The organism is Thioclava sp. F42-5 (assembly GCF_002213195.1).
GTDB lineage: Bacteria > Pseudomonadota > Alphaproteobacteria > Rhodobacterales > Rhodobacteraceae > Thioclava > Thioclava nitratireducens.
Map to the genome: position 1 here is coordinate 18,243 of NZ_NBNZ01000008.1, position 25,827 is coordinate 44,069.

Consider the following 25,827-nt stretch of genomic DNA (forward strand, 5'->3'; position numbering starts at 1 on the left):
CGATCTGAAAAGGAATGCATGCGATGCGGTCGAATTTTCTCGGCATGGCGATCTGCGGGGGGCTCTTCAGCGCCCTGCCCGCCCATGCCGCAGACTTCAAGCCGCCGCAGGGCTGCGAGGTCTTCATGACCGTGCAGATGCATAACTGTCAGGTCGCCAATTACTATCGCTGCGCCGCCGATCCCGAGGGCGATCTCTGGACCGCGTTCGCGGATGGCGAGGGCATCTATTACCTGAGCCATATAGATTCCGAGACCCGCTGGCTCGAAAGCGTGTCGACCGATACCGGCGAGATCGAGATGTTCGATCCGGGCGCGTCGAAGGACGCGCCCTCGTTCTCGGCGCTCTTGTCGGATGGCAAGGACGATTACGATTTCGTCACGCGGTCGAATTACCGGGGCCTGCGCCGCTATGTCGGCGGCGATGCCCTCACCGGCAACTCGCTCAGCATCGACGATGTTCCGCTCGAGACAATCACCTTCGACCTGCGCGAAGACGACCAGAACGGCCAAACCGTCGCGACCCGCACCGGCACGCAATATATCTCGCGCAAGTATCGCGTGTTCTTCAGCGGTGCCGAGCGGTTCGAGAACGATCAGGGCGATGTCGTGAGTTATGACGACAGCCCGGTACGCTTCGACTTTCCCGGCGATCCCGGTTTTTCGACCGAGACGCCCGAATATGACTGCGACCTGATGATGACGGAGGCCGATCTGCGGCCCACGCGCGTCAGCCTCGCCCCCCTTTCCCGCTCTTTCTCCAAGGAGGCACTGCAATGACCAAATATGACGAAGCCTGGGTGGCCGCCGAGGAAGCGAAACGCCAGTGGATGAACGAGAATTCGCTGTGGAAGGAAGATGACGAGAAGGCGTCCTGCGGCGTCGGTCTCGTGGTGTCGATCGACGGCAAGGCCTCGCGCCGCGTCGTGGAGAACGGCATCGACGCGCTGAAGGCGATCTGGCACCGCGGCGCGGTCGATGCCGACGGCAAGACCGGCGACGGCGCGGGCATCCACGTCCAGATCCCGGCCCCTTTCTTCTACGACCAGATCCGCCGCACCGGCCACGAGCCGGACATGGAGAAAATGGTTGCCGTCGGTCAGGTCTTCCTGCCGCGCACCGATTTCGGCGCGCAGGAGCGCTGCCGCACGATCGTCGAATCCGAAGTTCTTCGGATGGGTCACTACATCTACGGCTGGCGCCACGTTCCGGTGAACACCGAAGTGCTGGGCGAGAAGGCCAACGCAACGCGTCCCGAGATCGAGCAGATCCTGATCCGCAACGACAAGGACATCGACGAGGAGCAGTTCGAGCGCGAGCTCTACATCATCCGCCGCCGCATCGAGAAAGCGGCGATCGCTGCGCAGATCAACGGGCTCTACATCTGCTCGCTGTCGACGCGCTCGATCATCTACAAAGGCATGATGCTGGCCGAGCAGGTCGCGGAATTCTATCCCGATCTGAAGGATGAGCGCTTCGAATCCGCCTTCGCGATCTATCACCAGCGCTATTCCACCAACACCTTCCCGCAGTGGTGGCTGGCGCAGCCCTTCCGGATGCTGGCGCATAACGGCGAGATCAACACGATCAAGGGCAATACCAACTGGATGAAGAGCCACGAGATCCGCATGGCCTCCTCGGCCTTCGGCGACAGCGCCGAAGACATCAAGCCGATCATCCCGGCAGGTGCGTCGGATTCCGGTGCGCTCGATGCGGTGTTCGAACTGATGGTCCGCTCGGGCCGCAACGCGCCGATGGTGAAGACCATGCTCGTGCCCGAGCCGTGGTCGAAATCCACCGATACGATGCCCTCCGCGTGGCAGGACATGTATGCCTATTGCAACGCCGTGATGGAGCCGTGGGACGGCCCCGCCGCGCTGGCGATGACCGATGGCCGCTGGGTCTGCGGCGGTCTCGACCGCAACGGCCTGCGCCCGCTGCGCTATGTCATTACCGGTGACGGCGTCCTGATCGCAGGCTCGGAAGCCGGCATGGTGCCGATCGATGAGGCGACGGTCGTGGAAAAGGGCGCGCTTGGCCCGGGTCAGATGATCGCGGTCGATATGCGCGAGGGCAAGCTCTACCACGACACCGAAATCAAGGACAAACTGGCCGCGGCACAGCCCTTCGGCGAATGGGTCGGCAAGGTTACCGATCTGAACGCGATCCTCGTGGACGTGCCGGAAGAGCCGAAATTCTCCGGCGGCACGCTGCGCAAGCGTCAGGTCGCAGCGGGCTACACGGTCGAAGAGATTGAACAGATTCTCGCGCCGATGGCAGAGGACGGCAAGGAAGCCATCGCCTCGATGGGCGACGACACGCCGCCTGCGGTTCTGTCCAAGCAATACCGTCCGCTGAGCCATTTCTTCCGTCAGAACTTCAGCCAGGTGACCAACCCGCCGATCGACTCGCTTCGTGAAAGCCGGGTGATGTCGCTCAAGACGCGCTTCGGCAACCTGAAGAACGTTCTCGACGAGGACAGCTCGCAGACCGAAATCTGGATCCTCGAAAGCCCGTTCCTCGCGAATTCCGAATTCGACCACATGCTCAAGGAATTCGGCGAGCAGGTGGCGATGATCGACTGCACCTTCCCGGCCAATGCGGATCAGGATGCGCTGCGCGAGGGTCTGACCCGGATCCGTCAGGAAGCCGAAGACGCGGTGCGCTCGGGTGCGCTGCATATCGTGCTGACCGACGAGGAGCAGGACGAGAACAAGGTCGCGATGCCGATGATCCTCGCGACCTCGGCGGTGCATAGCTGGCTGACGCAGAAAGGTCTGCGGACTTTCTGTTCGATCAACGTCCGCTCGGCGGAATGTATCGACCCGCATTACTTCGCGGTGCTGATCGGCTCGGGCGCGACCACAGTGAACGCCTATCTCGCGCAGGACACGATCGCCGACCGGATCAACCGTGGGCTGCTGAGCGGCTCGCTCGTCGATGCGATGCGCAAGTATCGCGATGCGATCGACGCCGGTCTGCTGAAGATCATGTCGAAGATGGGGATCTCGGTGATTTCCTCCTATCGCGGCGGTCTCAACTTCGAAGCCGTGGGTCTGTCGCGCGCGATGGTCGCGGAATATTTCCCCGGCATGCACTCGCGCATCTCCGGCATCGGTCTGCACGGCATCCAGCACGCGCTTGAAGGCGTGCATGCGAAGGGCTGGAAAGGCGGTCAGGACGTGCTGCCGATCGGCGGCTTCTACAAAGCGCGCCGCACCGGCGAAAGCCACGCCTGGGGCGCGCAGTCGATGCACATGCTGCAATCGGCCTGTAACCGCGCGAGCTATGACCTGTGGAAGCAGTATTCCGCGATGATGCGGGCGAACCCGCCGATCCACATCCGCGACATGCTGGACATCAAATCGCTGGGCAAGCCGGTGCCGATCGAAGAGGTCGAGTCGATCACCTCGATCCGTAAGCGTTTCGTGACGCCGGGCATGTCGTTGGGCGCGCTTTCGCCCGAGGCGCACAAGCTCCTGAACGTCGCGATGAACCGGATCGGCGCGAAATCGGACTCGGGTGAAGGCGGCGAAGACCCGGCGCATTTCGTGCCCGAGCCGAACGGCGACAACCCGTCGGCGAAGATCAAGCAGGTGGCGTCGGGCCGTTTCGGTGTCACCGCCGAATACCTCAACCACTGCGAAGAGCTTGAGATCAAGGTCGCTCAGGGTGCCAAGCCCGGTGAAGGCGGCCAGCTTCCGGGGATGAAAGTCACCGACCTGATCGCGCGTCTGCGGCACTCGACCAAGGGCGTGACCCTGATCTCGCCGCCGCCGCACCACGACATCTACTCGATCGAAGACCTCGCGCAGCTGATCTACGACCTCAAGCAGATCAACCCGAAGGTCAAAGTGACGGTGAAGCTGGTCGCGTCCTCGGGCGTCGGCACGATTGCGGCCGGTGTCGCGAAGGCGAAGGCCGATATCATCCTGATCTCGGGCCACAACGGCGGCACGGGCGCATCGCCCGCAACCTCGATCAAATATGCCGGTCTCCCGTGGGAGATGGGTCTGACCGAGGCGCATCAGGTTCTCGCGATGAACAACCTGCGCGAACGCGTCACGCTGCGGACCGATGGCGGTCTGCGCACGGGGCGTGACATCGTGATGGCGGCAATGATGGGGGCCGAGGAATACGGCATCGGCACTGCCGCCCTGATCGCGATGGGCTGCATCATGGTCCGTCAGTGTCAGTCGAACACCTGCCCGGTGGGCGTCTGCACCCAGGATCCGGAGCTGCGCGCCAAGTTCACCGGCACGGCGGACAAGGTGGTGAACCTCATCACCTTCTACGCTCAGGAAGTACGCGAAATCCTCGCCTCGATCGGTGCGCGTTCGCTCGACGAGGTGATCGGTCGCGCCGATCTTCTCAGCCAGGTGAGCCGCGGGTCGGCGCATCTCGACGATCTGGATCTCAATCCGCTCCTGATCACCGTCGATGGCTGGGACAAGATCGTCTACGACCGCTCGAAGCCGCGTAACTGGGTTTCGGACACGCTCGACGCCGAGATCATCAAGGACGGTCACCGCTTCTTCGAGGATGGCGAGAAGATGCAGCTCTCCTACGCGGTGCGCAACACGCTGCGCACCATCGGGACGCGCGCCTCTTCGCACATCGTGAAGAACTTCGGGATGCGCAACGCGCTGCAATCGGACCACCTGACGGTGAAGCTGACCGGCTCCTGCGGTCAGTCGCTGGGCGCCTTCGCGGCCCCGGGTCTGAAGATCGAAGTGTCGGGCGATGCCAACGACTATGTCGGCAAAGGTCTCTCGGGCGGCATGATCGTCGTCCGTCCGCCCATGGCTTCGCCGCTGGTGGCCTCCGAGAACACGATCATCGGCAACACCGTGCTTTACGGCGCGACCGAGGGTTACCTCTTCGCGGCGGGCCGCGCAGGCGAGCGCTTCGCGGTGCGTAACTCGGGTGCGAAAGTGGTGATCGAGGGCTGCGGCTCCAACGGTTGCGAATACATGACCGGCGGCGTCGCGGTGATCCTCGGCTCGATCGGCCCGAACTTCGGTGCGGGCATGACCGGCGGCATGGCCTATCTCTACGATCCGGACAATACGGCGGAAGAGCTGATCAATCTCGAAAGCCTCGTCACCTGCGGGCTGGGCCACGAGCATTGGGAAGCCGAGCTGAAAGGCCTGATCGAGCGTCACGTCGCCGAAACGGGATCGCGCAAAGGCGCAGATATTCTCCAGCACTGGGAGACCGAGAAGGCCAACTTCCTGCAGGTCTGCCCGAAGGAAATGCTGGCGCATCTGTCCTATCCGCTCAGCGACGAGCCGCAGGCAGTGCCGGCGGAATAAGGGAACCCACCCCCTCACGGAACCGTTTCAAAGGGCGAGACAGATGTCTCGCCCTTTGTTCTGTCTGGAGGTAACGATGTCCGAATTACTGGTGATGGCGCATGAAACGGAAGCCGCCGGTTTCGCGATGCGCGAGGAACTGACCGCCCTCGAGAAAGAGGGATTTTTCCGGTCGCAGGACATTGTCGTCGTGACCCGCGAGCAAAGCGGCGCGGTCCGGGTCCATGAGAACAGCAATACGGTCGTCCTCGGCGCGATCGGCGGCGCGGTCTGGGGCGGCGTCCTCGGGTTGGTTTTCCTGTCGCCACTGGTCGGGGCAGTAGTGGGCGCCGGGGCCGGGGTGATCTCGGGCAAGTTCACGGATGTCGGGCTGAATACCTCCTTCCTGCGCGAAGCGGGAGAGAGCCTGCCGGAAGGCGGCTCTGCGGTTTTCATCATGCTTAAGAAAGCCAGCGCCGCCGAAGTGCTCGACCGAATGCGGACACTGGGCCATGCAAGCGGCCGCGTGCTGCAGATTCCCCTGCCGGAAAATTTCCACGAACGGCTGGAAGTCGCGCTCTCCTCCGGGGGCACCACGGCGTTCACCGGCGAGGAAATCAGCGAAGGCTCGACCGGCAGCCTTGCTCGTATGGTCGGCCCCTCTGCGCTCTGAATTGGCCCGTCGCCGGGCTGCCACTTTTTAATCCTGTGTTAATTTTGCGCCTTACAGGCGCCTTCGTGTCGCCCAGATCGCTGCTTACCACGTAACGAATAACCAATAATAACGTTACCAGGGCAGTAAAGATGGCGACTTATTACGATCAGTTCTACGTCATGGACCCGGGCAATCCGCCCACCGCAGGCACCGCCCTGTCTCCGACGACATTCGAAATCGTCGACAGGAACAACGACAACTGGATATCAAGCAGCAACGGTGCCCGCGACACGATCAACGGCCAACGCGTCACCGATGTCTGGCGCGGCGACACGATCACGATCGAACGTGCGAACGGCGTACAGGAAACGATCACCGGCGATACGTTCTACCTGCGCGACGGGACGGCCGTGTTTACGCCCTCGGACGGTACGATCCTCCACAACGCGACCTTCGTCAGCTCGACCTACGTCACGCAAAGCACGCAGGCCCCTGTCGGCGACCTCGGACCCGCCTGTTTTCTCGCCGGAACGCGGATCGAGACACCCACTGGTCCGCGTGCGGTCGAAACGCTCTCGGCAGGCGATCTCGTCTCAACCGAAGACGAAGGGCCGCAGCCGCTCCTTTGGGCGGGGGGACGGGTCTGCCGTGGCGCCGGCCTTTACGCGCCGGTCCGCTTCGCCGCCGGTGCCATTGGCAACGAACGTCCGCTCTACGTATCGCAGGAACACCGGATGTTGCTGCGCGGCTGGCGCGCCGAGATCGCCTGCGCGGATAGCGAGGTGCTGATCGCCGCAAAGCATCTGGTGAATGGCAAAAGCGTGCGGATCGAGCCGAGGGCAACCGTCCACTATCGCCATCTGCTCTTCGCGCGGCATCATATTCTGATTGCCGAAGGTGCGCCGAGCGAGAGCCTCTTTCCAGGGAACATGATCCTCGACGAAGATCGCGACCTCGCGCAGGAGATCCGCACCGCGTGGACAGCCGTCTCAGACGCACCGATTGAAACCATGGTAACGGCGCGACAGGTGGCACGCGGGCCGGAATTGGCGCTCCTTGTCGCTTGACCCCTCGGGGCGCGCTGTGACTTATACGCGCATGGCAAAGAGCACGAAAAAAACGGGCAGAAAGCCCGCCAAACGCAGCACGAAATCAAGTGTCTCCACCCGCATGCGAGCGCCGTTTCGCGGTGCTCTTAAATGGGCACTGCGCGGCCTGCTCGGTCTCGTCGCGCTCGTGCTCGTGCTTATGGTTCTTTTCAAGTTCGTTAACCCACCGACCACCTGGACGATTTGGAGCGAACGCCAGCGGCTCGGTGCGGTGGATCAGAAATGGGTGCCGCTCGAGGATATTGCGCCGGTGCTTGCCCGGTCGGTCGTCGCGGCGGAGGATGCCAATTTCTGCAATCACTGGGGCTTCGACATGCGCGCGATCCGCAAGGCGATCGACGATGGCGCCAATCGCGGCGCCTCGACGATCACCCAGCAGACCGTGAAGAACGTGTTTCTCTGGCAGGGCCGAAGCTGGCTGCGCAAGGCGCTGGAGGCGTCTATGACACCGCTCGCCGAAGCGATCTGGGGCAAGAGACGGATTTTGGAAATCTATCTTAACGTCGCCGAGTTCGATGAGGGAGCGTTCGGGGTGGATGCTGCGGCGCATCGCTATTTCCGCAGCACACCCGACAAGCTGAGCGCCCGGCAATCCGCGCTGATCGCAGGCGTCCTGCCGGACCCGAAGGACCGTTCGGCAGCGAAGCCCGGCAGCTTCCTGTCGCGCCGCGCGCGTTCGATCATGGATGGCGCGGCGACGATCCAGAAAGACGGCCGCGCCAGTTGCTTCGAATGATCATTCGGCCGGTTCGGTCATCGGCCGCATGACCGCGAACAGCTCCGCCACCTTGATGCCGAATTTGCGCATCTGCGACCGGTTCAGAAGCGTCCCGTCCGGCATCAGGTAAATCCAGTCGGTCACGTCGAGCACATGGCCGCCCGCGTCTTCAGGCAGCCGCAGCCGGTACCGCATCCGCAGCGCGTTGCCCGACTGCTCCATCTCGGCGCGACCTTCGATATCGTCGGCGGTCGAGCTGATTTCGCCGTTCGGCCCGAACTGAATATTCCATGCCCGGCTCTGGCGACGCCCTGAGGCATATTCGAACTCTTCCTCGATTACGCCACCGTCATTGGTGAACCGCCCCGTCATCACAGCGCGGAAGCGGGAGGTGACGCGGCCGTCGGGCCCGTAGATCATGCCGTGCGCCTCGACGGGACCGTCGAAGGCCCGCCGAATGTCGAATTCCGGGCTCTCTGCCGCGTAATCCGCAGATTTCTGCGCCGGGAAAGAGAAGAAGAAGTGTCGGACCAGCAAAGCCGCAAAGATCAGGGCCGCGACGACAATTAACAATTTCAGCATCATGTTACGCCCTCGCATGTGCCAGTTGCACCTGAACGACATCGGTATGGCCGACCGCGAAAGCCGCCGCGCAGGCTTCGAGATAGTAGGCCCAGTTGCGCAGGAATTCCGGGCCAAAGCCCAGCTCGGCAGCCCGCGCGCTGCGCTCTTTCAAGCGGGCGGCCCATTGCCGGCAGGTTTCGGCATAGTCCTGCCCGAAAGCGAAGCTGTCCTTCACCGCCAGGCCCGCCTTTGCCGCCTGATCCCGGATCACGCCGTCCGACAGGAGCATCCCGCCGGGGAAGGTGTATTGCCGGATGAAATCCGAGGTCTGGCGATATTTCGGAAAGTAGGAATCAGACACTGTTATGGCCTGAATCATTGCCGAACCGCCCTCCGCCAGCCGCTCTTTCAGAGTACGGAAATAGTTCGGCCAGTAGCGCTCTCCGACCGCTTCGATCATCTCGATGGAGACGATATGATTGAACTGCCCCGGCGTACGGCGATAGTCCTGAAGCCGGATATCCGCGCGCCCGTCGAGCCGCGCATCGGCATAGCCTTTCTGACTGGGCGAGATCGTGATGCCGGTGACGTGGCGCCCCTGCTCGGCCGCGCGTTCGGCGAAATGTCCCCAGCCGCAGCCGATCTCCAGCACCTGCTCCCCCTCACCCATCCGGTCGAGAATGCGATCGAGCTTGCGGTTTTGGGCCCGATGCAGATCGCTGTCGCCCGGCGCGAAAAGCGCCGACGAATAGCTCATCCCTTCATCGAGCCAGAGTTGATAAAACTCATTTCCGACATCGTAATGCGCCCGAATGTTGCGCGAAGCGCCACGCAGCGAATTGGCCCGCATCAACCGGTCGATCAGGCGGAATTTCAGGTTCGACCAGAAGCCAGCATAGGCATAGCCGTCGACCACATCGAGGTTCTTCAGCGCGAGAGAAAGAAGCGCCTCGATCGAGGAGGTCTCCCATAGCCCCGCAATATAGGCCTCGCCCAGGCCGACATCGCCGCGAGACGCCATCGCCACCACGGCTTGCCAGTCGCGGATTTCCATATCGGCCTGCGGCTCTCCGTGACCAAAGCGGCGAGCGGTGCCGTCGGGCAGGCGCAAATAGAGCGTCCCATGCTCGATCTTCTCGCATGTGGCGAGGAATTCGCTGCGGATGCGGTTGGTCAGGAAAGGCATCATTGGCTGATCTCCTCGGTCGGGGGTGTGGGCCGCGGCAGGTAGCGGGCGCCTTTGAGCTTGAGCCGCAGGGCCTGCCAGTAGATCAGGCCGAGCGTGCGGATTGGGGTGAGCGGACGGCGCAGCGCCATCCCGAGAAGTGCCGCCGAGGTGAGTGGACGCCGGTCGGTCACGAGGGTCGCAACCACGCCTTCTTCTCCATTTCGGTGGTCGATGCGGATGCGGATATGTTCCGTCCGGATATCGAAGCGGAAGCGATACTCGCCCGCGATCGTCTGGAACGGGGAAACATGGAAGATCTTCGCGGCGTGAAGCTCGGTTTCCGCAGAAATAGGGTCGAAATCGGGGGTGGCGCAGAGATAGGAGTGCCGATCACCGAAAGTGTTGTTCACCTCCGCGATAACGGCGCGAAGGTCATCTTGCGCATCATAGGCCAGCCAGAAATTCACAGGGTTGAACCCCGCCCCGAGAATTTTCGGTTGGGTCAGAAGGCGGAGCTTCGCGATCTCCGGCGCACCGAGCCGAGAGAGCTGCTTGCGGACCCACTCCGCGCCTTCCCCATAATGAGGCGTCCCACCATAGTCCTTGTCCTGCACCGTCGCGAGGTTGCGCCCACGTCGTGAGAATACTCTTGGCCAGGGGCCCCGCGAATCCGGATCGATCAGCACGTAATCGACGTGATAGCGGAACTGGTGGGCAATCGCGCCCCGCCGCGCATGGACCGTGTGACCGGGACAGAATTCGCCACTCATGCGGGCACCTTCTCGAACTTGATCTGCGGCTGCGCCCTGCGATTGAGCTCGCGCGCAACCCGAACGGCCGAGGCGAACCCGTCCTCGTGGAAGCCATGACGTAGCCACGCCCCTGCAAACCAGATCCGATTCAGACCCTGTATCGCCTGGATTTCGCCCTGCGCCCGCAACGCCGCGCGGTCGAAGACCGGGTGCCAGAAGACCTCGTGGTCGTAGATCTTTTCCTCGGCAATTGGTGTGTCGGGGTTCAGTGTGACAAAGAGCGGATCGCGCTCGGGGATGTTCTGCAACTTGTTCATCCAATAGGTCACACCAAGCCGCGTCTCGCTCGCACGGGTCTGCGCCTGGTAGACCCAGCTCGACCAACAAGCGCGCCGACGCGGCATCTGCGCCTCGTCGCGATGAAGATACACATCGTTTGGCTGATAGCGGACCGCCGAAAGCGCGGCCTGCTCCTGCGGGGTCGGCTTGGCCAGCAGCTTGAGCGCCTGATCGGAATGGGTGGCGATGATCACCTGGTCGAACTGATCCGGAAGGGCCTTTTCCGCCAGAATGGCGACCGAATTTCGCTCCCGCTTGATCGCGGTGACCGGGGTACCGGTGCGGAATTCGACACCACGCAGACGCAAGGCCGCCTCCAGCCGCTTTACATATTCGATCGACCCGCCCGAGACTGTCCACCACTGATGCTGACCGGTCGCCGACAACAGCGCGTGGTTCTCGAAGAAGCGCAGCAGGCTTTTCGCGGGAAACGCGCCGATCTGATCGGCGGGCGTGGACCAGATCGCCCCGCAAATCGGCAGCAGGTAATAGCGCCGGAACCAGTCGCCTAAGTTCAACTCGTCCAGCAGGCCGTCGATCGTCACGTCGTCACTCTGCGCGACCGAGACGGCTTTCGCATTGAACTTCGCGATATCCGCGACCATCCGCAGAAAGCCCGGCCGGGCGAGGTTGCGCTTTTGCGCCACGAGGCTGTTCAGATCGCGCAGCGCATATTCGATGCGGCCTTGATCGATCGTCACGCCAAAGCTCATGTCGGATTTCTCGACGGGCACGTCGAGCTCGGAGAACAGGCGCGTCAGATGGGGATAATTCGCGTAATTGAAGACGATGAAACCGGTATCGACCGGCTGATCGCCGTTGCGCCCCGCGACGATCGTCCGCGAATGCCCACCGAGCCGCGGCTCCGCCTCGTAGACGGTAACGCGGTTCTGCGGCGCGAGTTGCCACGCCGCGGCCAGACCGGAAATCCCCGAACCGATGATCGCGATGCGTTGCGCCTGTGGATGCACGGCATCAAATGACATTCGAATTCTCCCAAGCTCTTGAAGGCTTAACGGTGCATATTACCGTTTGGATCAGAAGTTTTTTCGCGACTCATGTGAACCAGATTCCCATAAGCTGCGTATCGGTCACATGCTGAGAGATGCGACCATCAACTTCGACACCACGGGGACCCCGCCAATCGCGGCGGGACATACCTTTGCCGGGAAGAGTATGGACGACAAGAATTCAGCGAAACCGACGCCAGAGGCGGCATGCGAGCAGACCGACTGGCTCGTCGCCGTTCGTGACAGGCGTGACAAAATGGCCTTCGCGCGGCTTTACGATCACTTCTCGCCGCGGCTGAAGGGGATGCTGGTGCGCTCTGGCATGTCGCAGGCGGCGGCGGAGGATGTGGTGCAGGACGTGATGCTCACGATCTGGCGCAAGGCTCATCTTTACGACGAGACGCGGGCGCGCGCCTCGGCATGGATCTACCGAATTGCGCGCAATCGGCAGATCGATGTGATCCGAAGACGGCCCCGGCCCGTTCCAGACGAGCTGGTCGCCGAAGCGGAAACGCGGGAAACCCGAGAAGCCGACGCGGCGATCGGGTTGGAACAGGAAGCGGCGCAGCTGCGTGAAGCGATCAAGGCTCTGCCCGAAGCGCAGCGCGACATTATCGAGCGGGCCTACGTGGGTGAACTCACACAGGCCGAAATACGCGAGGCAACCGGCCTCGCACTTGGGACGATCAAATCGCGGATCCGGCTCGCGCTGGAGAAGCTTAGACACGAGTTAAGGGATCTGAGAGACGAATGACGGAGATTACGCATCATTTGCCCGATTGGTTGGTTCGGTCTTACGCGACCGGCTCGCTGGGTCATGCGTTTTCGCTGGTCGTCGCGGCGCATGTGAGCCAGTGCGACGAGTGTCGCGCACGGCTTGAAGCAGAGGAACTAGCAGGCGGGCTGGTTCTGGACGAGCTTGAAGGCATGGCGCCGAGCGACGATTTGCGGCGACGTGTGTTTGATGGGCTGGACGACGACGATGTGATCGTCGCGGCGCAACCCGCGCGCGCAGGAATCTATCCGGGCGCCGTGGTCGAGGCGATGGGTGCGGACAACCCGCGCTGGCGTGCCTTGGGCGGCGGCATCAAGCAGGCCATCCTGAGCGAGGACAAAGAGGGGTCGGCACGGCTTCTCTACATCCCGCCGGGAATGGCGGTGCCCGATCATACCCATGGCGGCCTGGAACTGACCATGGTTCTGCAGGGCTCCTTCTCGGACGAAACCGGGCGCTTTGGCGTGGGCGATGTGGAAGTGGCGGATGACGATCTCGACCACACGCCGATCGCGGGGATGGAAGATGTCTGCATCTGCCTCGCCGCGACCGATGCGCCGCTGAAGTTCAAGGGGCTCCTGCCGCGCCTACTGCAGCCGATTTTCCGGATTTGAGACCCTAAATCAGGCGAAACACGGCCCCAATCCAAAGGGCAAGCGTAGCCGCCCGGCTTTGGCGATAGAGCCTCAGCCGGGCGGCCTCTTTCATTCGGGTCGAAAAACCTGCCTCGCGCATATTCAAGAAGCGGTTGAAAATGGTCCGGTTTTCGGGCGTGAACCGATGCGCGGAGGCGGTAAGCGCCGCGCATTGGACATCGATCCAACCACGCCATTCACCCTTCAGCAGCCGCTTCAACCGAGAGAGCTTTGCACGCATCGTGAGGTTCGCACCTTCCGCGTTGTGGCCATGCTGTCGATAGAGAAGCGTAGGTTCCGCATCATAGACGACCCGGACGCCGCAGCCAGTGAACAGTTGATAAATCCACCAGTCATGGCGCGGCGCGACCTGCAATTCGCGCGCCGCAGAGATGGCAAGCTCGGCCCCGGCCGGGTTCAGGAGGATCGTGTTACCGGCCGCGATATTCTGGACCAGAGCGTTACGGAACGATGGCCGATGTGGATGTCGCGCCGAAAGGTGTTTGTTTCCCAAATTAGCGTCACAGACCCATGTGCGGCTGCAATAGAGAGCAGGTTTACCCTCGTCCAAGGCCGCAATCCCCCGCGCGAGCCGATCCGGCAACCAAACATCATCCTGATCGCAGAAGGCGATGAACTCGGTCGTGGCGGGGGCCAAGCCGCTTAGAAGAGATAGGAAATTCCCCCCCGCTCCTTTTTGCGGCCCGGCTACAATCCGTACCTCGTGGCTCCGCGCGAATTCTGCCAATAGATCATGTGCGGCATCGCTTCGGCTGTCGTCCCCAACAATCAGCCGCCACTCAGGATGCGTCTGCGTCGCGAGGCTTTCGAGCTGGTCGCGCAACTCCGGGCCCGGATCGCGTGTCGCCATCAGGATCGTGACCCGTGCCATTGACCATCACTCGATCAGGCGCAGCAGATACTCGCCATAGCTGTTCTTGCCGAACTCATTAGCGCGATCTTTCAGTTGCTCGCCACTGATCCAGCCCTTCTCGAAGGCGATCTCGTCGGGCGAGCCGCTTTGCAGCCCTTGCCGCTCCTCCAGCGTGCGGACGAAATTTCCCGCATCGAGCAAGCTGCCATGCGTTCCGGTGTCGAGCCAGGCAAAGCCCCGGCCCATCTGCGTGACCGAGAGCGCGCCGTCATGCAGGTAGATTTCCAGAAGCGAGGTGATCTCCAACTCGCCCCGCGCGGACGGCGTGATCGTCTTGGCGCGGTCCGGAGCGGTCTCGTCGAGGAAATAGAGCCCCGTGACCGCGAATTGCGAGGGCGGCACTTCGGGCTTCTCGGTGATCGCACGCACTTTGCCGCTCTCGTCGAAATCCACCACGCCGTAGCGTTGGGGATCGCGGACGCGATAGCCGAAGACGGTGCCGCCCTCTGTGGTCGCATTCGCCGCTTTCAGGATCTCGCCGAGACCCGCGCCGAAGAAGATGTTGTCGCCCAGAACCATCGCCGAAGGGCTGCCGGCGAGGAACTCCTCGGCCAGCAGATAGGCCTGCGCCAGACCGTCGGGCGAGGGCTGCGTTATATAGGTCAGGCTCAGCCCCCATTGGCTGCCATCGCCGAGGGTGCGGATGAACTGCTCCTGATCATGCGGCGTCGTGATCACCGCGATCTCGCGGATGCCTGCCAGCATCAGCGTCGTCAGCGGGTAGTAGATCATCGGCTTGTCATAGACCGGCAGAAGCTGCTTCGAGACGCCCATCGTGATCGGATAGAGCCGCGTGCCCGAGCCGCCCGCCAGAATAATGCCTTTGCGATTAGTCATACCGCTCCCAATTCAATTAACACTTCATTCAATCCCGATCTCCAATCGGGTCTGTTCAGGCCGAACACGGCCAGATCGCTGCAGTCGAGCCGCGAATTGAGCGGCCGTTTTGCAGGCGTCGGATAGTCGGCGGCGGGGATATCCTCCACCGTCACGTCCCGCCCGGTCCGCGCGAAGATCTCCCGCGCGAAGCCTGCCCAGCTTACATCGGGAGAGCCTGAGAAATGGTAAACGCCGCTCTTCTCGGGCGCGCGCTGCAACTCTTGCGCCATCGTCAGGCAGGCCTCGGCGATCGCCTTGGCCGGTGTCGGCCCGCCGATCTGGTCGGCGACGATCGTCAGATAATCGCGGCTCTCCGACAGGCGCAGCATCGTCTTCACGAAATTCCCGCCATGGGACGAGAAGACCCAACTGGTGCGCAGAATGGCGAAGGTGCCGTCCGCAGCCCGGATCGCCTCTTCACCTGCGAGTTTGGTGCGGCCATAGGCGCCCAGCGGTCCGGTCGGATCGGTCGGCTTGAACGGCGCGTCGCCCGAGCCGTTGAAGACGTAATCGGTCGAGATGTGAACGAAGGGGATGCCAAGGTCGCGGCAGGCCTCGGCCATCGCCGCGGGCGCGTCAACGTTCACCACCTGGGCGAGCGCCTCTTCTTCTTCGGCCTTGTCGACAGCCGTATAGGCGGCGGCATTGATCACCGCCTCGGGCTTGGCCTCCCGGATCGCCTTTGCTGTAGCGCCGGGATCATTTAAATCGACCCTATTCCGGCCCAAGAACGCCGCATCGGGCACAAGGCGCTGTAGCTCCTGCGCAACCTGGCCGGTCTGTCCGAAGACGAGGATCATGCCTTGCCCAGCCTTTCGCCGACGCCGTGCCGCTCCAGCAGCGGGCGCCACCAGTCCTCGTTCTCGAGATACCAGCGCACGGTCCGCTCGAGTCCTTCCTCGACCGTCACGCTCGGACGCCAGCCCAGCTCCTCGCGGATGCGGGTCGGGTCGATCGCGTAGCGCGCATCATGGCCGGGGCGGTCTGTGACGAAGCTGATCAGATCGGCATAGGGCGTCTCACCCGGACGCAGCCTGTCGAGAATGGTGCAGATCGTTTGGACCAGCTCGAGGTTCGACCGCTCATTCTCGCCGCCGATATTGTAGCTGCGGCCCAAAGCGCCCTTCTCCAGCACCAGAAGCAGCGCATCGGCGTGGTCCTCGACATAGAGCCAGTCGCGCACGTTCGAGCCATCGCCATAGATCGGCAGCGGCTTGCCCGCGAGCGCGTTCAGGATCACGACCGGGATCAGCTTTTCCGGGAAGTGATAGGGACCGTAATTGTTCGAACAGTTCGTGAGCACGACCGGCAGGCCATAGGTCTCGTGCCAGGCGCGGACGAGATGGTCCGAGCCCGCTTTCGAGGCGGAATAGGGACTGTTCGGGGCGTAAGGCGTCTCTTCGGTGAACTGGCCCGTGGCGCCGAGCGTGCCATAGACCTCGTCGGTCGAGATGTGATGGAAGCGGAAGCTTTCGGGGCGACCCGCGCCCTCCCAATAGGCGCGGGCAGCCTGCAGCATGTTGTAGGTGCCCATCACGTTCGTCTCGATGAAGGCACCGGGGCCGTCGATCGAGCGATCCACATGGCTTTCGGCCGCGAGATGCATCACCGCGTCGGGCTTGTGACGGGCGAAGATCGCCGCCAAAGCCTCGGGGTCGCGGATATCGGCCTGCTCGAACGCATAAAGCGGGCTGTCGGCGACGGGCGCGACATTCTCGAGGCAGGCGGCATAGGTCAGCGCGTCGAGGTTCACAACCTCATGGCCGCGCGAGACGGCGAGGCGGACGACGGCGGAGCCGATGAACCCGGCACCACCGGTGACGAGAATCTTCATGCTGCGCCCTCCCAGGTGAAGGGGCTGTCGAAGGTAGCGAAAAGAGGTGCCTCGGCATCCTTGCCGGACAAAACAGGCTCTGTTCCTGCGGAAAGCGGCCAGTCGATGGCCAGTTCGGGATCGTCCCAGCGGATCGCGCCTTCACAGTCGGGCGCGTAGTAATCCGAGCACTTATAGACAATTTCGGTCGCGGGCTCGAGCGTCGCGAACCCATGCGCAAACCCCGCCGGGATCAGGAGCTGCTTGCCGTTCTCGAAGCTCAGCTCGGTGCCGAACCACTGGCCATAGGTCGGGCTCCCTTTGCGGATATCGACCGCCACATCCCAGAGCCGCCCGCGCCCGCAGCGCACGAGCTTCGCCTGCGCATGGGGCGGGGCCTGAAAATGCAACCCGCGCACCGTGCCCACAGCCTCGGAAACCGAATGGTTGTCCTGCACAAAATCGATATCGATCCCGGCCTCGGCAAATCGCTTCGCCGAATAGCTCTCGGAGAAAAATCCGCGGTGATCGCCGAATCGCTTCGGGGTGATCACCAGAACGCCGCTGAGGGGTGTTGCTTCGACCTGCATGCGCCCTGCCTTCATTGCTTCGGGAAAGTTGTGCCAAAGCACGGGCCGAAAGGCCAGCGACATCGCCAAAAGCCAAGAAATCAGGGAAAATCGGGAAATGGTCGGAGCGAGAGGATTCGAACCTCCGACCCCCTGCTCCCGAAGCAGGTGCGCTACCAGGCTGCGCTACGCTCCGACCGTGGGCGGGGAATTAGCGGCTTGCGCGGGGTTTTGCAAGGGGGTCTTGATCAGCTTCTTGAATTGGGTGCGCGAAGGCCCAAAACGCGGCCCAGAAGCGACGAACGCGGCGCGGTCGCGGTTTCCGAACGTCCCCGCGTGCGCAGCACCGGCTGGTTCGTGGAGACGCGGGTCTCGCGGATCACGATGTAGATGCCGGACAGGATCACGACGCCGGCGCCGACGAGCGTCGGGATATCCACGCTCTCGTGGAAAATGATCCAGCCGTAAAAGACCGCCCAGAGGATCTGTGAATATTGCATCGGCGCGACGATTGCGGCCTCGCCCGCGCGATAGGCGAGGATTTGCAGGAAGGACGCGGTCAGGCCGAACATCGCGATCACCGCCATCAGGCCGAGATCGGTAATCTGAAGCGGCTGCCAGACGAAGGGGAGAAGGATCGCCATGACGATCACGTTGCCCAGAAGCGGCGAGAGCAGGAGGACGACCGAGCGCTCCTCCGAACCGATCTTGCGCACGATCACCGAGGCGAGGGCGCCGGTCACCGCCGCCGTCATCGCCGCGAAATGGCCCGGCGCGAGTTCCGCCTGTCCGGGGCGCACCACGATCACCACGCCGATCAGGCCGAGGATGACAGCGGCCCAGCGGTGGATACCGACCCGCTCGCCGAGGATCGGGATCGAGAAGACGGTGACCAGCAGCGGCATCGCGAAGAGAAGCGGATAGACCTGCGCCAGTGGCAGGGTCGAGAAGGCGTAGAACGCGCAGAGCCCAGTGACGACGGTGGTGACGACACGCCCCACGACCCAACCGGGATGAACCGGGCGCAGGCTGCCCTCGCGCTTGTCGTTGAGCAGGATCACCGAGAGCAGCGGGAAGGATAGAAGCGCCGCGAAGAACACGATCTGAACCGGCGAATAGGTCTGGCCAAGATGTTTGATGATGACGTCATGCGTGGCATAGATCGCCATCGATGTCAGGCCGAGCGCGGCGCCGCGCGCGTTTGATTTTCCGCCAAAATCGGGCATGGAAGGCTCCCGGTGTTATCGCTCGCATCTTGGGCGGATGTTCGGGAGTTGCAAGGCCGCGGCATGAAAAAGGCGCAAGCTTTCACCCGCGCCTTTTCATGAGACTTTTCTCTTGGATCAGAGCGAGGCGTCGAGCGCTTCGATGATCTTGTCGCCCATCTCGGCGGTCGAGACCGGGGTGCCGCCTTCGGGGCCCATCAGGTCCGCGGTGCGCACGCCATCGGCCAGCACTTTCTCGATCGCGTTTTCCAGGCGGGTCGCCTCGTCGCCCTGATCGAAGCTGTAGCGCAACGCCATCGCGAAGCTGAGGATACAGGCGATCGGGTTGGCCTTGCCCTGCCCCGCAATATCGGGCGCCGAACCGTGAACGGGCTCGTACATCGCTTTCGGGCGACCATTCGCCATCGGCGCGCCGAGGCTCGCCGAAGGCAGCATCCCGAGCGAACCGGTCAGCATCGCCGCGCAGTCAGACAAGATGTCGCCGAACAGGTTGTCGGTGACGATCACGTCGAACTGCTTGGGCGCGCGCACGAGCTGCATCGCGCCGTTATCCGCATACATGTGGCTCAGTTCGACTTCCGGGTAGTCCTGACCGACGCGGGTCACAACTTCGCGCCAGAGGATGCCCGACTCCATCACGTTGGCTTTCTCCATCGAGCAGAGCTTCTTGTTGCGCTTCATCGCCAGTTCGAACGCGGCACGGGCGGCGCGCTCGATTTCGGACTCGGTGTAGCGCTGGGTGTTGATGCCGACGCGCTCGTTGCCTTCTTCGAAGATGCCGCGCGGCTCGCCGAAATAGACGCCCGAGGTCAGTTCGCGCACGATCATGATGTCGAGGCCTGCGACCACGTCCTTCTTCAGCGAGGAGAAATCGGCGAGCGCGTCGAAGCATTGCGCGGGGCGCAGGTTCGCAAACAGGTCCATCTCTTTGCGCAGACGCAGCAGGCCGCGCTCCGGCTTCACCGAGAAGTCGAGCGTGTCGTATTTCGGGCCACCCACGGCGCCGAGCAGAACCGCGTCCACTTCCTGCGCCTTCGCCATCGTCTCATCGGCCAGCGGCACGCCGTGCTTGTCATAGGCCGCGCCGCCGACGAGGTCTTCGCTCACGTCGAAGGCGAGGTCGCGCTTGGCACCGTACCAATCGATGACTTTGCGAACCTCGGCCATGACTTCAGGGCCGATCCCGTCGCCGGGCAGGATGAGGATGGAAGGGTTGGTCATTAGGATAATCTCCCGAGAAAACAGGGTCTCGAAGGGGGTATCCCCTGCCCGCCCCCTGGTCAAGCGGCACAGGTCGCGAAACCGTGTCTGGACGATCGGCAAGCGGTTGCCGAGGCTTCGGCGGGCTTTTGCGGATCAAGTGGTTGGCGAGTGGCCCCCGCGCGCGTATGAGCGCATGCTAGAGTTTAGAGCAGGCAGACGACACATGAGGGCGAAATGAATCGCAGGGTACTGATCCTGGGAATGGGCGGTTTGTTCGGATCAGCTGCGGCACGGTCCTTCCGAGCGGCTGGCTGGGACGTCGATCGCTATCGCCGGGGCACCGATATGGCGATCGCGGCGCGCGGCGCGCGGTGGATCGTGAATGCGATGAACCCGCCGAATTACCACGACTGGGCGAACCAGATCCCGCAGATCACCAAGCAGGTTCTGACCGCGTCGCGCGATAGCGGCGCATCGGTGATGGTGCCGGGCAACGTCTATGTCTACGGGCGCGAGCCGTCTCCGTGGAGCGCGTCGACCCCGCATCACGCCTGCACCCGCAAGGGCAATATCCGCGCCGAGATGGAGGCGCGCTATCGCGCCCATGCCGAGGAGGGCCGTTCGGTCGTGATCCTGCGCGGCGGCGATTTCATCAATGCCGAGGCGCCCGATACGCTACTCAACCGGGTGATGCTGAAGGATTTGCGCAAGGGCAAGATCACCGCGCTCGGCAAGCCCGATGCGCAGCGCGTCTACGCCGATCTCGAGGACATGACGCGTGTCGCGGTGCAACTGGCCGAGACCGAAGATCACTCGCCCGGTCTTCTCGATCTCGGGTTCCCCGGAACCCGGTTCTCCGTTCGCGAGCTGGCCGAGGAATTCTCCCGCCAGATGGGGCGCGACATCTCGATCAAGAAATTCCCGTGGACGGCGCTTCTGCTCGCATCGCCCGCGTGGGAACTGGCACGCGAACTACGCGAGATGCGCTACCTGTTCGACATGAGCCACGAAATCGACGGCACCGATTTCCACGCACGCTTCCCGGAATTCACGCCGAAGACGCTGCAGCGCGTGGTGTTCGAGCATCTCTATATCCGGGGCCTCAAGGTCGTGCCCGATCAGGGCAATACAATGTCGAGCCAGACCATCTTGTGACGCGAGGCGGCGCGTGCCGCCTCCGCCAAGGGCGCGCCCGGCTCGGGCCAGACGACGCCCGCCGCCTCTACATGCAGATCATTCGACGGCAGAACGTAGTCGAGCCGTAGGTTGCCCGGGCCGTCGTAATCGGCGGTATCAAGGCTCGAGTCGCCCCTATGATCACGATCCGCCGCAGCTTTCGCCCCCGCGCTCCGCGGCTGGGGGTCTTGGAAATGCGGACCGTTCAGCAGCAGATCGAGCGCATCGCGCCGCCCCTCCCCGTCCTTCGGGTCGAGGTTGGCGTCGCCCATCAGGATCACCGGCGCTTCGGGCGGCAGCGCGTCGAGCTCCCCATCCAGATAGCGCAGCCAGAAGGCGGTCTCGTCACGATTGCGGCGTCCGTTGCGATCTTCCGGCCCATCGAACACCGGCGGCGTCGCGGAGAAGGCCAGAAGATGAAGGCGCTCGCCCGACGGCAACTTGAGCGGCACGTCCCAATGCCCCGTCGAACTGAGGCGCTGTACCGCCATCGCGTCGGGCGACAGCTCCGCCCCGGCGATCCTCCCGTCGGGCAGATCCTTCCACAGCATCCTGGAGAAGTCGCGCACACGGTCGGCCTCGATCGGATAACGCGACAGAAGCGCCATGCCGCCCTGCCCCGGAAATCGTCCGTAGCCTTGGGCATCCCGCGCTTCGCCTAGCTTTCCGTTGCCGTCGAGATCGGCCCCGCTTGGCCTGCCGCTATTGGGGCGCGGCGCGAAAAGGTGCGGATAGGGCTGCGCGAGGCGTTCGTTCAGCGCCTCCAGCGACAGCCCGTCGAGATCCCAGTCGATCCCGGTCAGCAGCAGAACGTCCGGCGCGATCGTGTCCACGATCCGCGTCGCCGCCGCGACCTGCGCCTCGCCTTTGCGGATATCTTTCAGAAGAAGGCCCGGACCCCGGCGCGACAGCCCAGCATCCCATGTCGCCACACGCAGAGTCTCTGCCGTTGCGGGCAGCGCGAAACAGAGCGCGATCAGGCCGGCAAGTAGTCGCTCGCCCCGGAAGCGAGACGCTTGTTCTCGATCATTTGCGCGACCCGGGCCAGCGCGATGCCGCGCATGAACAGGCTTGCGGGAAGGAAGGCCCATGCCGTCACCATCCAGATCATCGTGTGTGGCACTTCCAGCGTCACGATCACGAAACTGACCGAAACGAGTTTGAGCACCGCCGGAATAAGGAAGGGTAAAAGAAATCCAAGTGCAATGTTGAACCACGCGTCGCGGCGCAGGCGCTCGACCACGTCGCCGCCCGCGGTGGGGTCGAAGGTCGGCAGATTTACCCAGACGTTGAATTTGGTATGCGCCTGCGGCCAGCCCATGATCCGCATGACGATGACGAAATAGCCGAGGGTCAGCAGCGAAATCAGGTAGGCCATCCCCGCCGCGGTGCGCACCAGCGCGACCTGATGCAAAGAGGCATCCGCTGGCAGCGCGAGCTGTAACAGGCGCACGGGGCTGTAAGGCACATCGATGGAGCTTGCGACCGTAGTGCCTAGAACCTCGATCAACCGGGTCAGCGTCGACGCGTGATATTGCGACTGTACCGCGAGAGAGAGCAGGCCGACGGTTAGAAACAGCGACATGAACCGAATGCGGTTGAAGGGCGGCGCATCGCGAAACTCGATCAGACCGGGATAGACCGAGGCGTATTCGAACAGGGTCAGCGCAAATCCGAACAGCGCCATCAACGCCACGATCTGGGCGGTGTCGCTACTGGTATCGGGCAGTATGAGCGCGGGGATGCAAATCACCACCGCAACGAGGATCGCGCGAAAGAGCGCCCCTGAGAGACGTGAAAACACAGTTACCCTACCCTTCCCTGCGGTCGGATTCGATACATTGCCGATCCTTTTACCCGCAAGACGCGCGCCAAATGTGACCCGCTGCCTCAAACTTGCCATGATTTTGCCCAAGTTCCCGATCCAAGCAAATACTGTTTTCAGACTCTCTGCCGTATTCGGGCGTTTTCTGGAAAGACCTGGTGCGACATTGCATCAATAAAGGTGCAAAATTGTGGCAAACTAGGGAGCGGAACCATATTTTGTGGATCAAGGGCTTAGCCGGTCAAAAGCCCTCAGGAGTCGCGACTGGCAAAGCCGAGTGCGGCAAGACCGACACCATCCGCGAGAAGCTGGATGCCCAGCAAAAGCCCGAGGATCTGCGTCGCGATCTGATCGAAGGCCGCGAAGATCAAAAGCCCGAGAAGGATCGAAACCGCGCCCGACAGGACCAGCATCCAGCGCAGGCGCGGCGCCGCGAGGCGCAGGCCGATCAGCAGGCGCAACGCCCCCATCAGCAGGAAGAGCACGCCGACCACCGCTGCGAGCGAGACCGTGCCGGACATCGGATCGGCGATCAGCCAGACGCCGACGACGATATTGAGAAGCGCGATCAGCCCGTGCCACGCGCGATGCGCCCCGCCTCGGTCGTTGAAGGCGAGCCACGCCTGCACCACCCCGGCAATCAGGAACAGTATGCCCACGAAGGTAGTCAGGGCCAGAGAGGTCGCGAAGGGATTCGTGATGGCCGCGACGCCGAGAACAATCAGCACGAGGCCGGTCATCAGAAACAGGGTCGAAACGCGCATCGCATCATCCTCTCGGTCTACGTCAAATGATGAACGATACCACGGGCGGTGCATTCCCGCGCCCCCTCCTCACGAAAAAAGCCGCCCGGGCCGGGGCGGCTTTTCCTGTTCTTATGGTATCGGGGATTACACCCAGGGACGCGCCTGATGCATCTGCGTTTCGAAGCTGTCGATGGCTGCGGCCTTTTCAAGCGTCAGGCCGATATCGTCGAGACCTTCGAGCAGGCAATGCTTCTTGAAAGCGTCGACGTCGAACTTGATCGTCTCGCCTTCCGAGGTCGTGATCTCCTGGTTCTCGAGATCGACGGTCATCCGTGCGTTCGAACCCTTCTCCGCATCCTTCATCAGGATATCGACCTGCTCCTGCGGCAGCACGATCGGCAACATCCCGTTCTTGAACGAGTTGTTGTAGAAGATGTCGGCGAAGGAGGTCGAGATGATCACCTTGATGCCGAAATCGGCGAGCGCCCACGGGGCGTGCTCACGCGAGGAGCCGCAACCGAAGTTGTCGCCGACCACGAGGATCTGCGCTTCCCGATATTGCGGCTTGTTGAGAACGAAGTCGGGGTTCTCGTTGCCCTGACGGTCGTAACGCATCTCGTCGAACGCATGCACGCCGAGCCCGGTACGCTTGATGGTTTTCAGGAAACCCTTGGGGATGATCATATCGGTGTCGATATTGACCAGCGGCATGGGGGCGGCGATCCCGGTAACTTTTTCGAACTTTTCCATTCTCGTCGCTCCTTACGCGTCTTCCATTTCCATCAGCTTCCGAACATCCGTCAGATGACCGGTGACGGCAGCGGCGGCGGCCATGGCCGGGCTCATCAGATGGGTGCGGCCCTTGTAGCCCTGACGCCCCTCGAAGTTACGGTTCGAGGTCGATGCGCAACGCTCGCCCTCTGCCAGCTGGTCGGGGTTCATCGCGAGACACATTGAGCAGCCCGCCATGCGCCATTCGAACCCGGCGTCGAGGAAGATCTTGTCCAGACCCTCTTCTTCGGCCTGAGCCCGCACGAGACCCGAGCCCGGCACGACCATCGCGCGGACGCCGTCGGCCAGCTTGCGGCCTTTGACGACTTCGGCGGCGGCGCGCAGATCCTCGATCCGGCCGTTGGTGCACGAGCCGATGAAGACCACGTCGATCTTGATGTCAGTCAGCTTGGTGCCCGCTTCGAGGCCCATGTAGTCGAGCGCGCGCTTGGCCGCTTCGACCTTACCGCCCTTGAAGTCTTCCGGCGCGGGCACGGAGCCCGAGATCGGCAGCACGTCCTCGGGCGAAGTGCCCCAGGTCACGACGGGCTCGATCTCTTCGGCCTTGATGGTGACGACCTTGTCGAAATGCGCGCCCTCGTCGGTGTAGAGCTGCTTCCACCAATGCAGAGCCGCCTCCCATTGCGCGCCTTTCGGAGCGTGAGCCCGGCCTTTGACGTATTCGAAGGTCTTCTCGTCCGGCGCGATGAGGCCAGCGCGCGCGCCGCCTTCGATCGCCATGTTGCAGACGGTCATGCGGCCTTCCATCGACAGCTCGCGGATCGCTTCGCCGCAATATTCGATGACATGACCAGTGCCGCCGGCAGTGCCGGTCGCGCCGATGACCGACAGCGTGATGTCCTTGGCGGTGACGCCCGGACGCAGCTTGCCGGTGATCTCGACCTTCATGTTCTTCGACTTCGACTGGATCAGCGTCTGGGTCGCCAGAACATGCTCCACTTCCGAGGTACCGATGCCGTGAGCGAGCGCACCGAACGCGCCATGGGTCGCGGTGTGGCTGTCGCCGCAGACGACCGTCATGCCCGGCAGCGTCCAGCCCTGTTCAGGACCGACGATGTGCACGATGCCCTGACGCACGTCGGAGACCGGGTAATAGTTCACCCCGAAGTCCTTGGCGTTCTTGTCGAGCGCATCGACCTGAATCCGGCTTTCCTCGTTCTCGATCCCCTTCGCGCGGTCGAGCGTGGTCGGCACGTTGTGATCCGGTACGGCGATGGTTTTCTCCGGCGCGCGCACCTTGCGGCCCGCCATGCGCAGCCCTTCGAAGGCTTGCGGCGAGGTCACTTCGTGGACGAGGTGGCGGTCGATATAGAGCAGGCTGGTGCCGTCTTCGTCTTCGGACACGACATGCGCGTCCCAGATCTTGTCATAGAGGGTCTTCGGAGCAGACATGGCTCTCACTTTCTTTGGATGGCTGGCCTATAAAACGGCCGTTTGTCAGACATGGGACAGCAGGCGCAGATATGCGCCCGCGGGCGCAGAGCATCAAAGTCGTGCCAGCACCGAGCGGCTTTCGCCGTAGAAGCGCTCGCGGAGGCGGGCGCGATCATCCATGTCGAAAACGAGTGTCATGGGGCGCTAAATACGGCGAATCCGGCGCTGAGGCAATCGAAGAGTCCGTGTTTGGCCTGATCGCAAAACCGGGC

General features: G+C 62.8%; 24 protein-coding genes and 1 tRNA gene. 8 read left to right on the forward strand and 17 right to left on the reverse strand.

Annotated features, from left to right (window positions below; translation table 11 throughout):
- Positions 1-23 precede the first annotated feature (23 nt).
- From B6V74_RS16865 to mtgA, 5 genes are all read left to right on the forward strand, one after another.
- Positions 24-779 carry a hypothetical protein gene (locus B6V74_RS16865; protein WP_240497135.1) on the forward strand — a complete coding sequence of 252 codons (756 nt, stop codon included), beginning with the start codon at positions 24-26 and terminating at the stop codon, positions 777-779.
- Positions 776-5,314 (forward strand): glutamate synthase large subunit, encoded by a 4,539-nt coding sequence (gene gltB / locus B6V74_RS16870; protein WP_088723480.1) that lies wholly within the window; start codon positions 776-778, stop codon positions 5,312-5,314. Before B6V74_RS16865 ends, gltB begins: the two co-directional genes overlap by 4 nt.
- Positions 5,315-5,390: 76 nt before the next feature.
- A complete protein-coding gene (locus tag B6V74_RS16875) occupies positions 5,391-5,966 on the forward strand; it encodes a DUF1269 domain-containing protein (protein WP_168184249.1) in 576 nt (191 codons plus the stop codon).
- Between the two features lie 131 nt (positions 5,967-6,097).
- Complete coding sequence (locus tag B6V74_RS16880; protein WP_088723482.1) at positions 6,098-7,015, forward strand: Hint domain-containing protein; 918 nt, start codon at positions 6,098-6,100, stop codon at positions 7,013-7,015.
- 31 nt (positions 7,016-7,046) lie between these two features.
- A complete protein-coding gene (gene mtgA, locus B6V74_RS16885; RefSeq protein WP_075775159.1) occupies positions 7,047-7,793 on the forward strand; it encodes a monofunctional biosynthetic peptidoglycan transglycosylase in 747 nt (248 codons plus the stop codon).
- On the opposite strand, the gene B6V74_RS16890 is transcribed toward mtgA, so the two are convergent.
- The 4 genes from B6V74_RS16890 to B6V74_RS16905 are packed head-to-tail and all read right to left on the reverse strand — an operon-like array spanning position 7,794 to position 11,584.
- Positions 7,794-8,360: a DUF3833 domain-containing protein gene (locus B6V74_RS16890; RefSeq protein ID WP_233243064.1), complete on the reverse strand. Its 567-nt coding sequence runs from the start codon at positions 8,358-8,360 to the stop codon at positions 7,794-7,796.
- Between the two features lies 1 nt (position 8,361).
- A complete protein-coding gene (locus B6V74_RS16895; protein ID WP_088723529.1) occupies positions 8,362-9,525 on the reverse strand; it encodes a cyclopropane-fatty-acyl-phospholipid synthase family protein in 1,164 nt (387 codons plus the stop codon).
- Positions 9,525-10,277: a DUF1365 domain-containing protein gene (locus B6V74_RS16900; RefSeq protein WP_088723483.1), complete on the reverse strand. Its 753-nt coding sequence runs from the start codon at positions 10,275-10,277 to the stop codon at positions 9,525-9,527. Before B6V74_RS16900 ends, B6V74_RS16895 begins: the two co-directional genes overlap by 1 nt.
- Positions 10,274-11,584, reverse strand: coding sequence for an FAD-dependent oxidoreductase (locus tag B6V74_RS16905; RefSeq protein WP_088723484.1), 1,311 nt, complete (start codon positions 11,582-11,584; stop codon positions 10,274-10,276). The genes B6V74_RS16900 and B6V74_RS16905 overlap by 4 nt, the downstream gene beginning before the upstream one ends.
- Positions 11,585-11,630: 46 nt before the next feature.
- Here B6V74_RS16905 and B6V74_RS16910 point away from each other — a divergent pair, with 46 nt between their 5' ends.
- Positions 11,631-12,362 (forward strand): sigma-70 family RNA polymerase sigma factor, encoded by a 732-nt coding sequence (locus tag B6V74_RS16910; protein ID WP_276206157.1) that lies wholly within the window; start codon positions 11,631-11,633, stop codon positions 12,360-12,362.
- Entirely contained in the window at positions 12,359-12,997 is a 639-nt protein-coding gene (locus tag B6V74_RS16915; RefSeq protein ID WP_075775155.1) for a ChrR family anti-sigma-E factor, read from the forward strand. The genes B6V74_RS16910 and B6V74_RS16915 overlap by 4 nt, the downstream gene beginning before the upstream one ends.
- 4 nt (positions 12,998-13,001) lie before the next feature.
- Here B6V74_RS16915 and B6V74_RS16920 read toward each other — a convergent pair whose 3' ends face one another.
- The 8 genes from B6V74_RS16920 to leuB all read right to left on the reverse strand — a co-directional run bounded on the left by B6V74_RS16920 (position 13,002) and on the right by leuB (position 19,660).
- On the reverse strand, positions 13,002-13,910 hold the full coding sequence (locus B6V74_RS16920; protein WP_088723485.1) for a glycosyltransferase: 909 nt from the start codon (positions 13,908-13,910) through the stop codon (positions 13,002-13,004).
- A 6-nt stretch (positions 13,911-13,916) separates the two neighbouring features.
- Complete coding sequence (rfbA, locus tag B6V74_RS16925) at positions 13,917-14,789, reverse strand: glucose-1-phosphate thymidylyltransferase RfbA (protein WP_088723486.1); 873 nt, start codon at positions 14,787-14,789, stop codon at positions 13,917-13,919.
- Positions 14,786-15,631 (reverse strand): dTDP-4-dehydrorhamnose reductase, encoded by an 846-nt coding sequence (gene rfbD, locus B6V74_RS16930; RefSeq protein WP_088723487.1) that lies wholly within the window; start codon positions 15,629-15,631, stop codon positions 14,786-14,788. The genes rfbA and rfbD overlap by 4 nt, the downstream gene beginning before the upstream one ends.
- Entirely contained in the window at positions 15,628-16,665 is a 1,038-nt protein-coding gene (rfbB, locus tag B6V74_RS16935) for a dTDP-glucose 4,6-dehydratase (RefSeq protein ID WP_088723488.1), read from the reverse strand. The genes rfbD and rfbB overlap by 4 nt, the downstream gene beginning before the upstream one ends.
- Complete coding sequence (gene rfbC, locus B6V74_RS16940) at positions 16,662-17,234, reverse strand: dTDP-4-dehydrorhamnose 3,5-epimerase (protein WP_168184250.1); 573 nt, start codon at positions 17,232-17,234, stop codon at positions 16,662-16,664. The genes rfbB and rfbC overlap by 4 nt, the downstream gene beginning before the upstream one ends.
- A 98-nt stretch (positions 17,235-17,332) precedes the next feature.
- A tRNA-Pro gene (locus B6V74_RS16945) sits at positions 17,333-17,409 on the reverse strand.
- A 52-nt stretch (positions 17,410-17,461) separates the two neighbouring features.
- On the reverse strand, positions 17,462-18,439 hold the full coding sequence (locus tag B6V74_RS16950; protein ID WP_075776754.1) for a DMT family transporter: 978 nt from the start codon (positions 18,437-18,439) through the stop codon (positions 17,462-17,464).
- Positions 18,440-18,556: 117 nt separating this feature from the next.
- On the reverse strand, positions 18,557-19,660 hold the full coding sequence (gene leuB / locus B6V74_RS16955; RefSeq protein ID WP_088723490.1) for a 3-isopropylmalate dehydrogenase: 1,104 nt from the start codon (positions 19,658-19,660) through the stop codon (positions 18,557-18,559).
- A 216-nt stretch (positions 19,661-19,876) separates the two neighbouring features.
- Here leuB and B6V74_RS16960 point away from each other — a divergent pair, with 216 nt between their 5' ends.
- On the forward strand, positions 19,877-20,797 hold the full coding sequence (locus B6V74_RS16960) for a hypothetical protein (RefSeq protein WP_075776752.1): 921 nt from the start codon (positions 19,877-19,879) through the stop codon (positions 20,795-20,797).
- Here B6V74_RS16960 and B6V74_RS16965 read toward each other — a convergent pair.
- The 5 genes from B6V74_RS16965 to leuC form a co-directional block, all read right to left on the reverse strand.
- Positions 20,761-21,750, reverse strand: a complete 990-nt coding sequence (locus tag B6V74_RS16965; protein ID WP_346425925.1) for an endonuclease/exonuclease/phosphatase family protein — start codon at positions 21,748-21,750, stop codon at positions 20,761-20,763. The two genes, B6V74_RS16960 and B6V74_RS16965, sit on opposite strands and share 37 nt — an antisense overlap.
- Positions 21,751-21,794: 44 nt before the next feature.
- On the reverse strand, positions 21,795-22,733 hold the full coding sequence (locus tag B6V74_RS16970; protein ID WP_346425926.1) for a hypothetical protein: 939 nt from the start codon (positions 22,731-22,733) through the stop codon (positions 21,795-21,797).
- A gap of 161 nt (positions 22,734-22,894) precedes the next feature.
- Positions 22,895-23,407 carry a DUF308 domain-containing protein gene (locus tag B6V74_RS16975; RefSeq protein WP_158275108.1) on the reverse strand — a complete coding sequence of 171 codons (513 nt, stop codon included), beginning with the start codon at positions 23,405-23,407 and terminating at the stop codon, positions 22,895-22,897.
- Positions 23,408-23,533: 126 nt separating this feature from the next.
- Complete coding sequence (leuD, locus tag B6V74_RS16980) at positions 23,534-24,139, reverse strand: 3-isopropylmalate dehydratase small subunit (protein ID WP_075776748.1); 606 nt, start codon at positions 24,137-24,139, stop codon at positions 23,534-23,536.
- Positions 24,140-24,151: 12 nt separating this feature from the next.
- Positions 24,152-25,573: a 3-isopropylmalate dehydratase large subunit gene (gene leuC / locus B6V74_RS16985; protein ID WP_075776747.1), complete on the reverse strand. Its 1,422-nt coding sequence runs from the start codon at positions 25,571-25,573 to the stop codon at positions 24,152-24,154.
- Between the last annotated feature and the right edge of the window lie 254 nt (positions 25,574-25,827).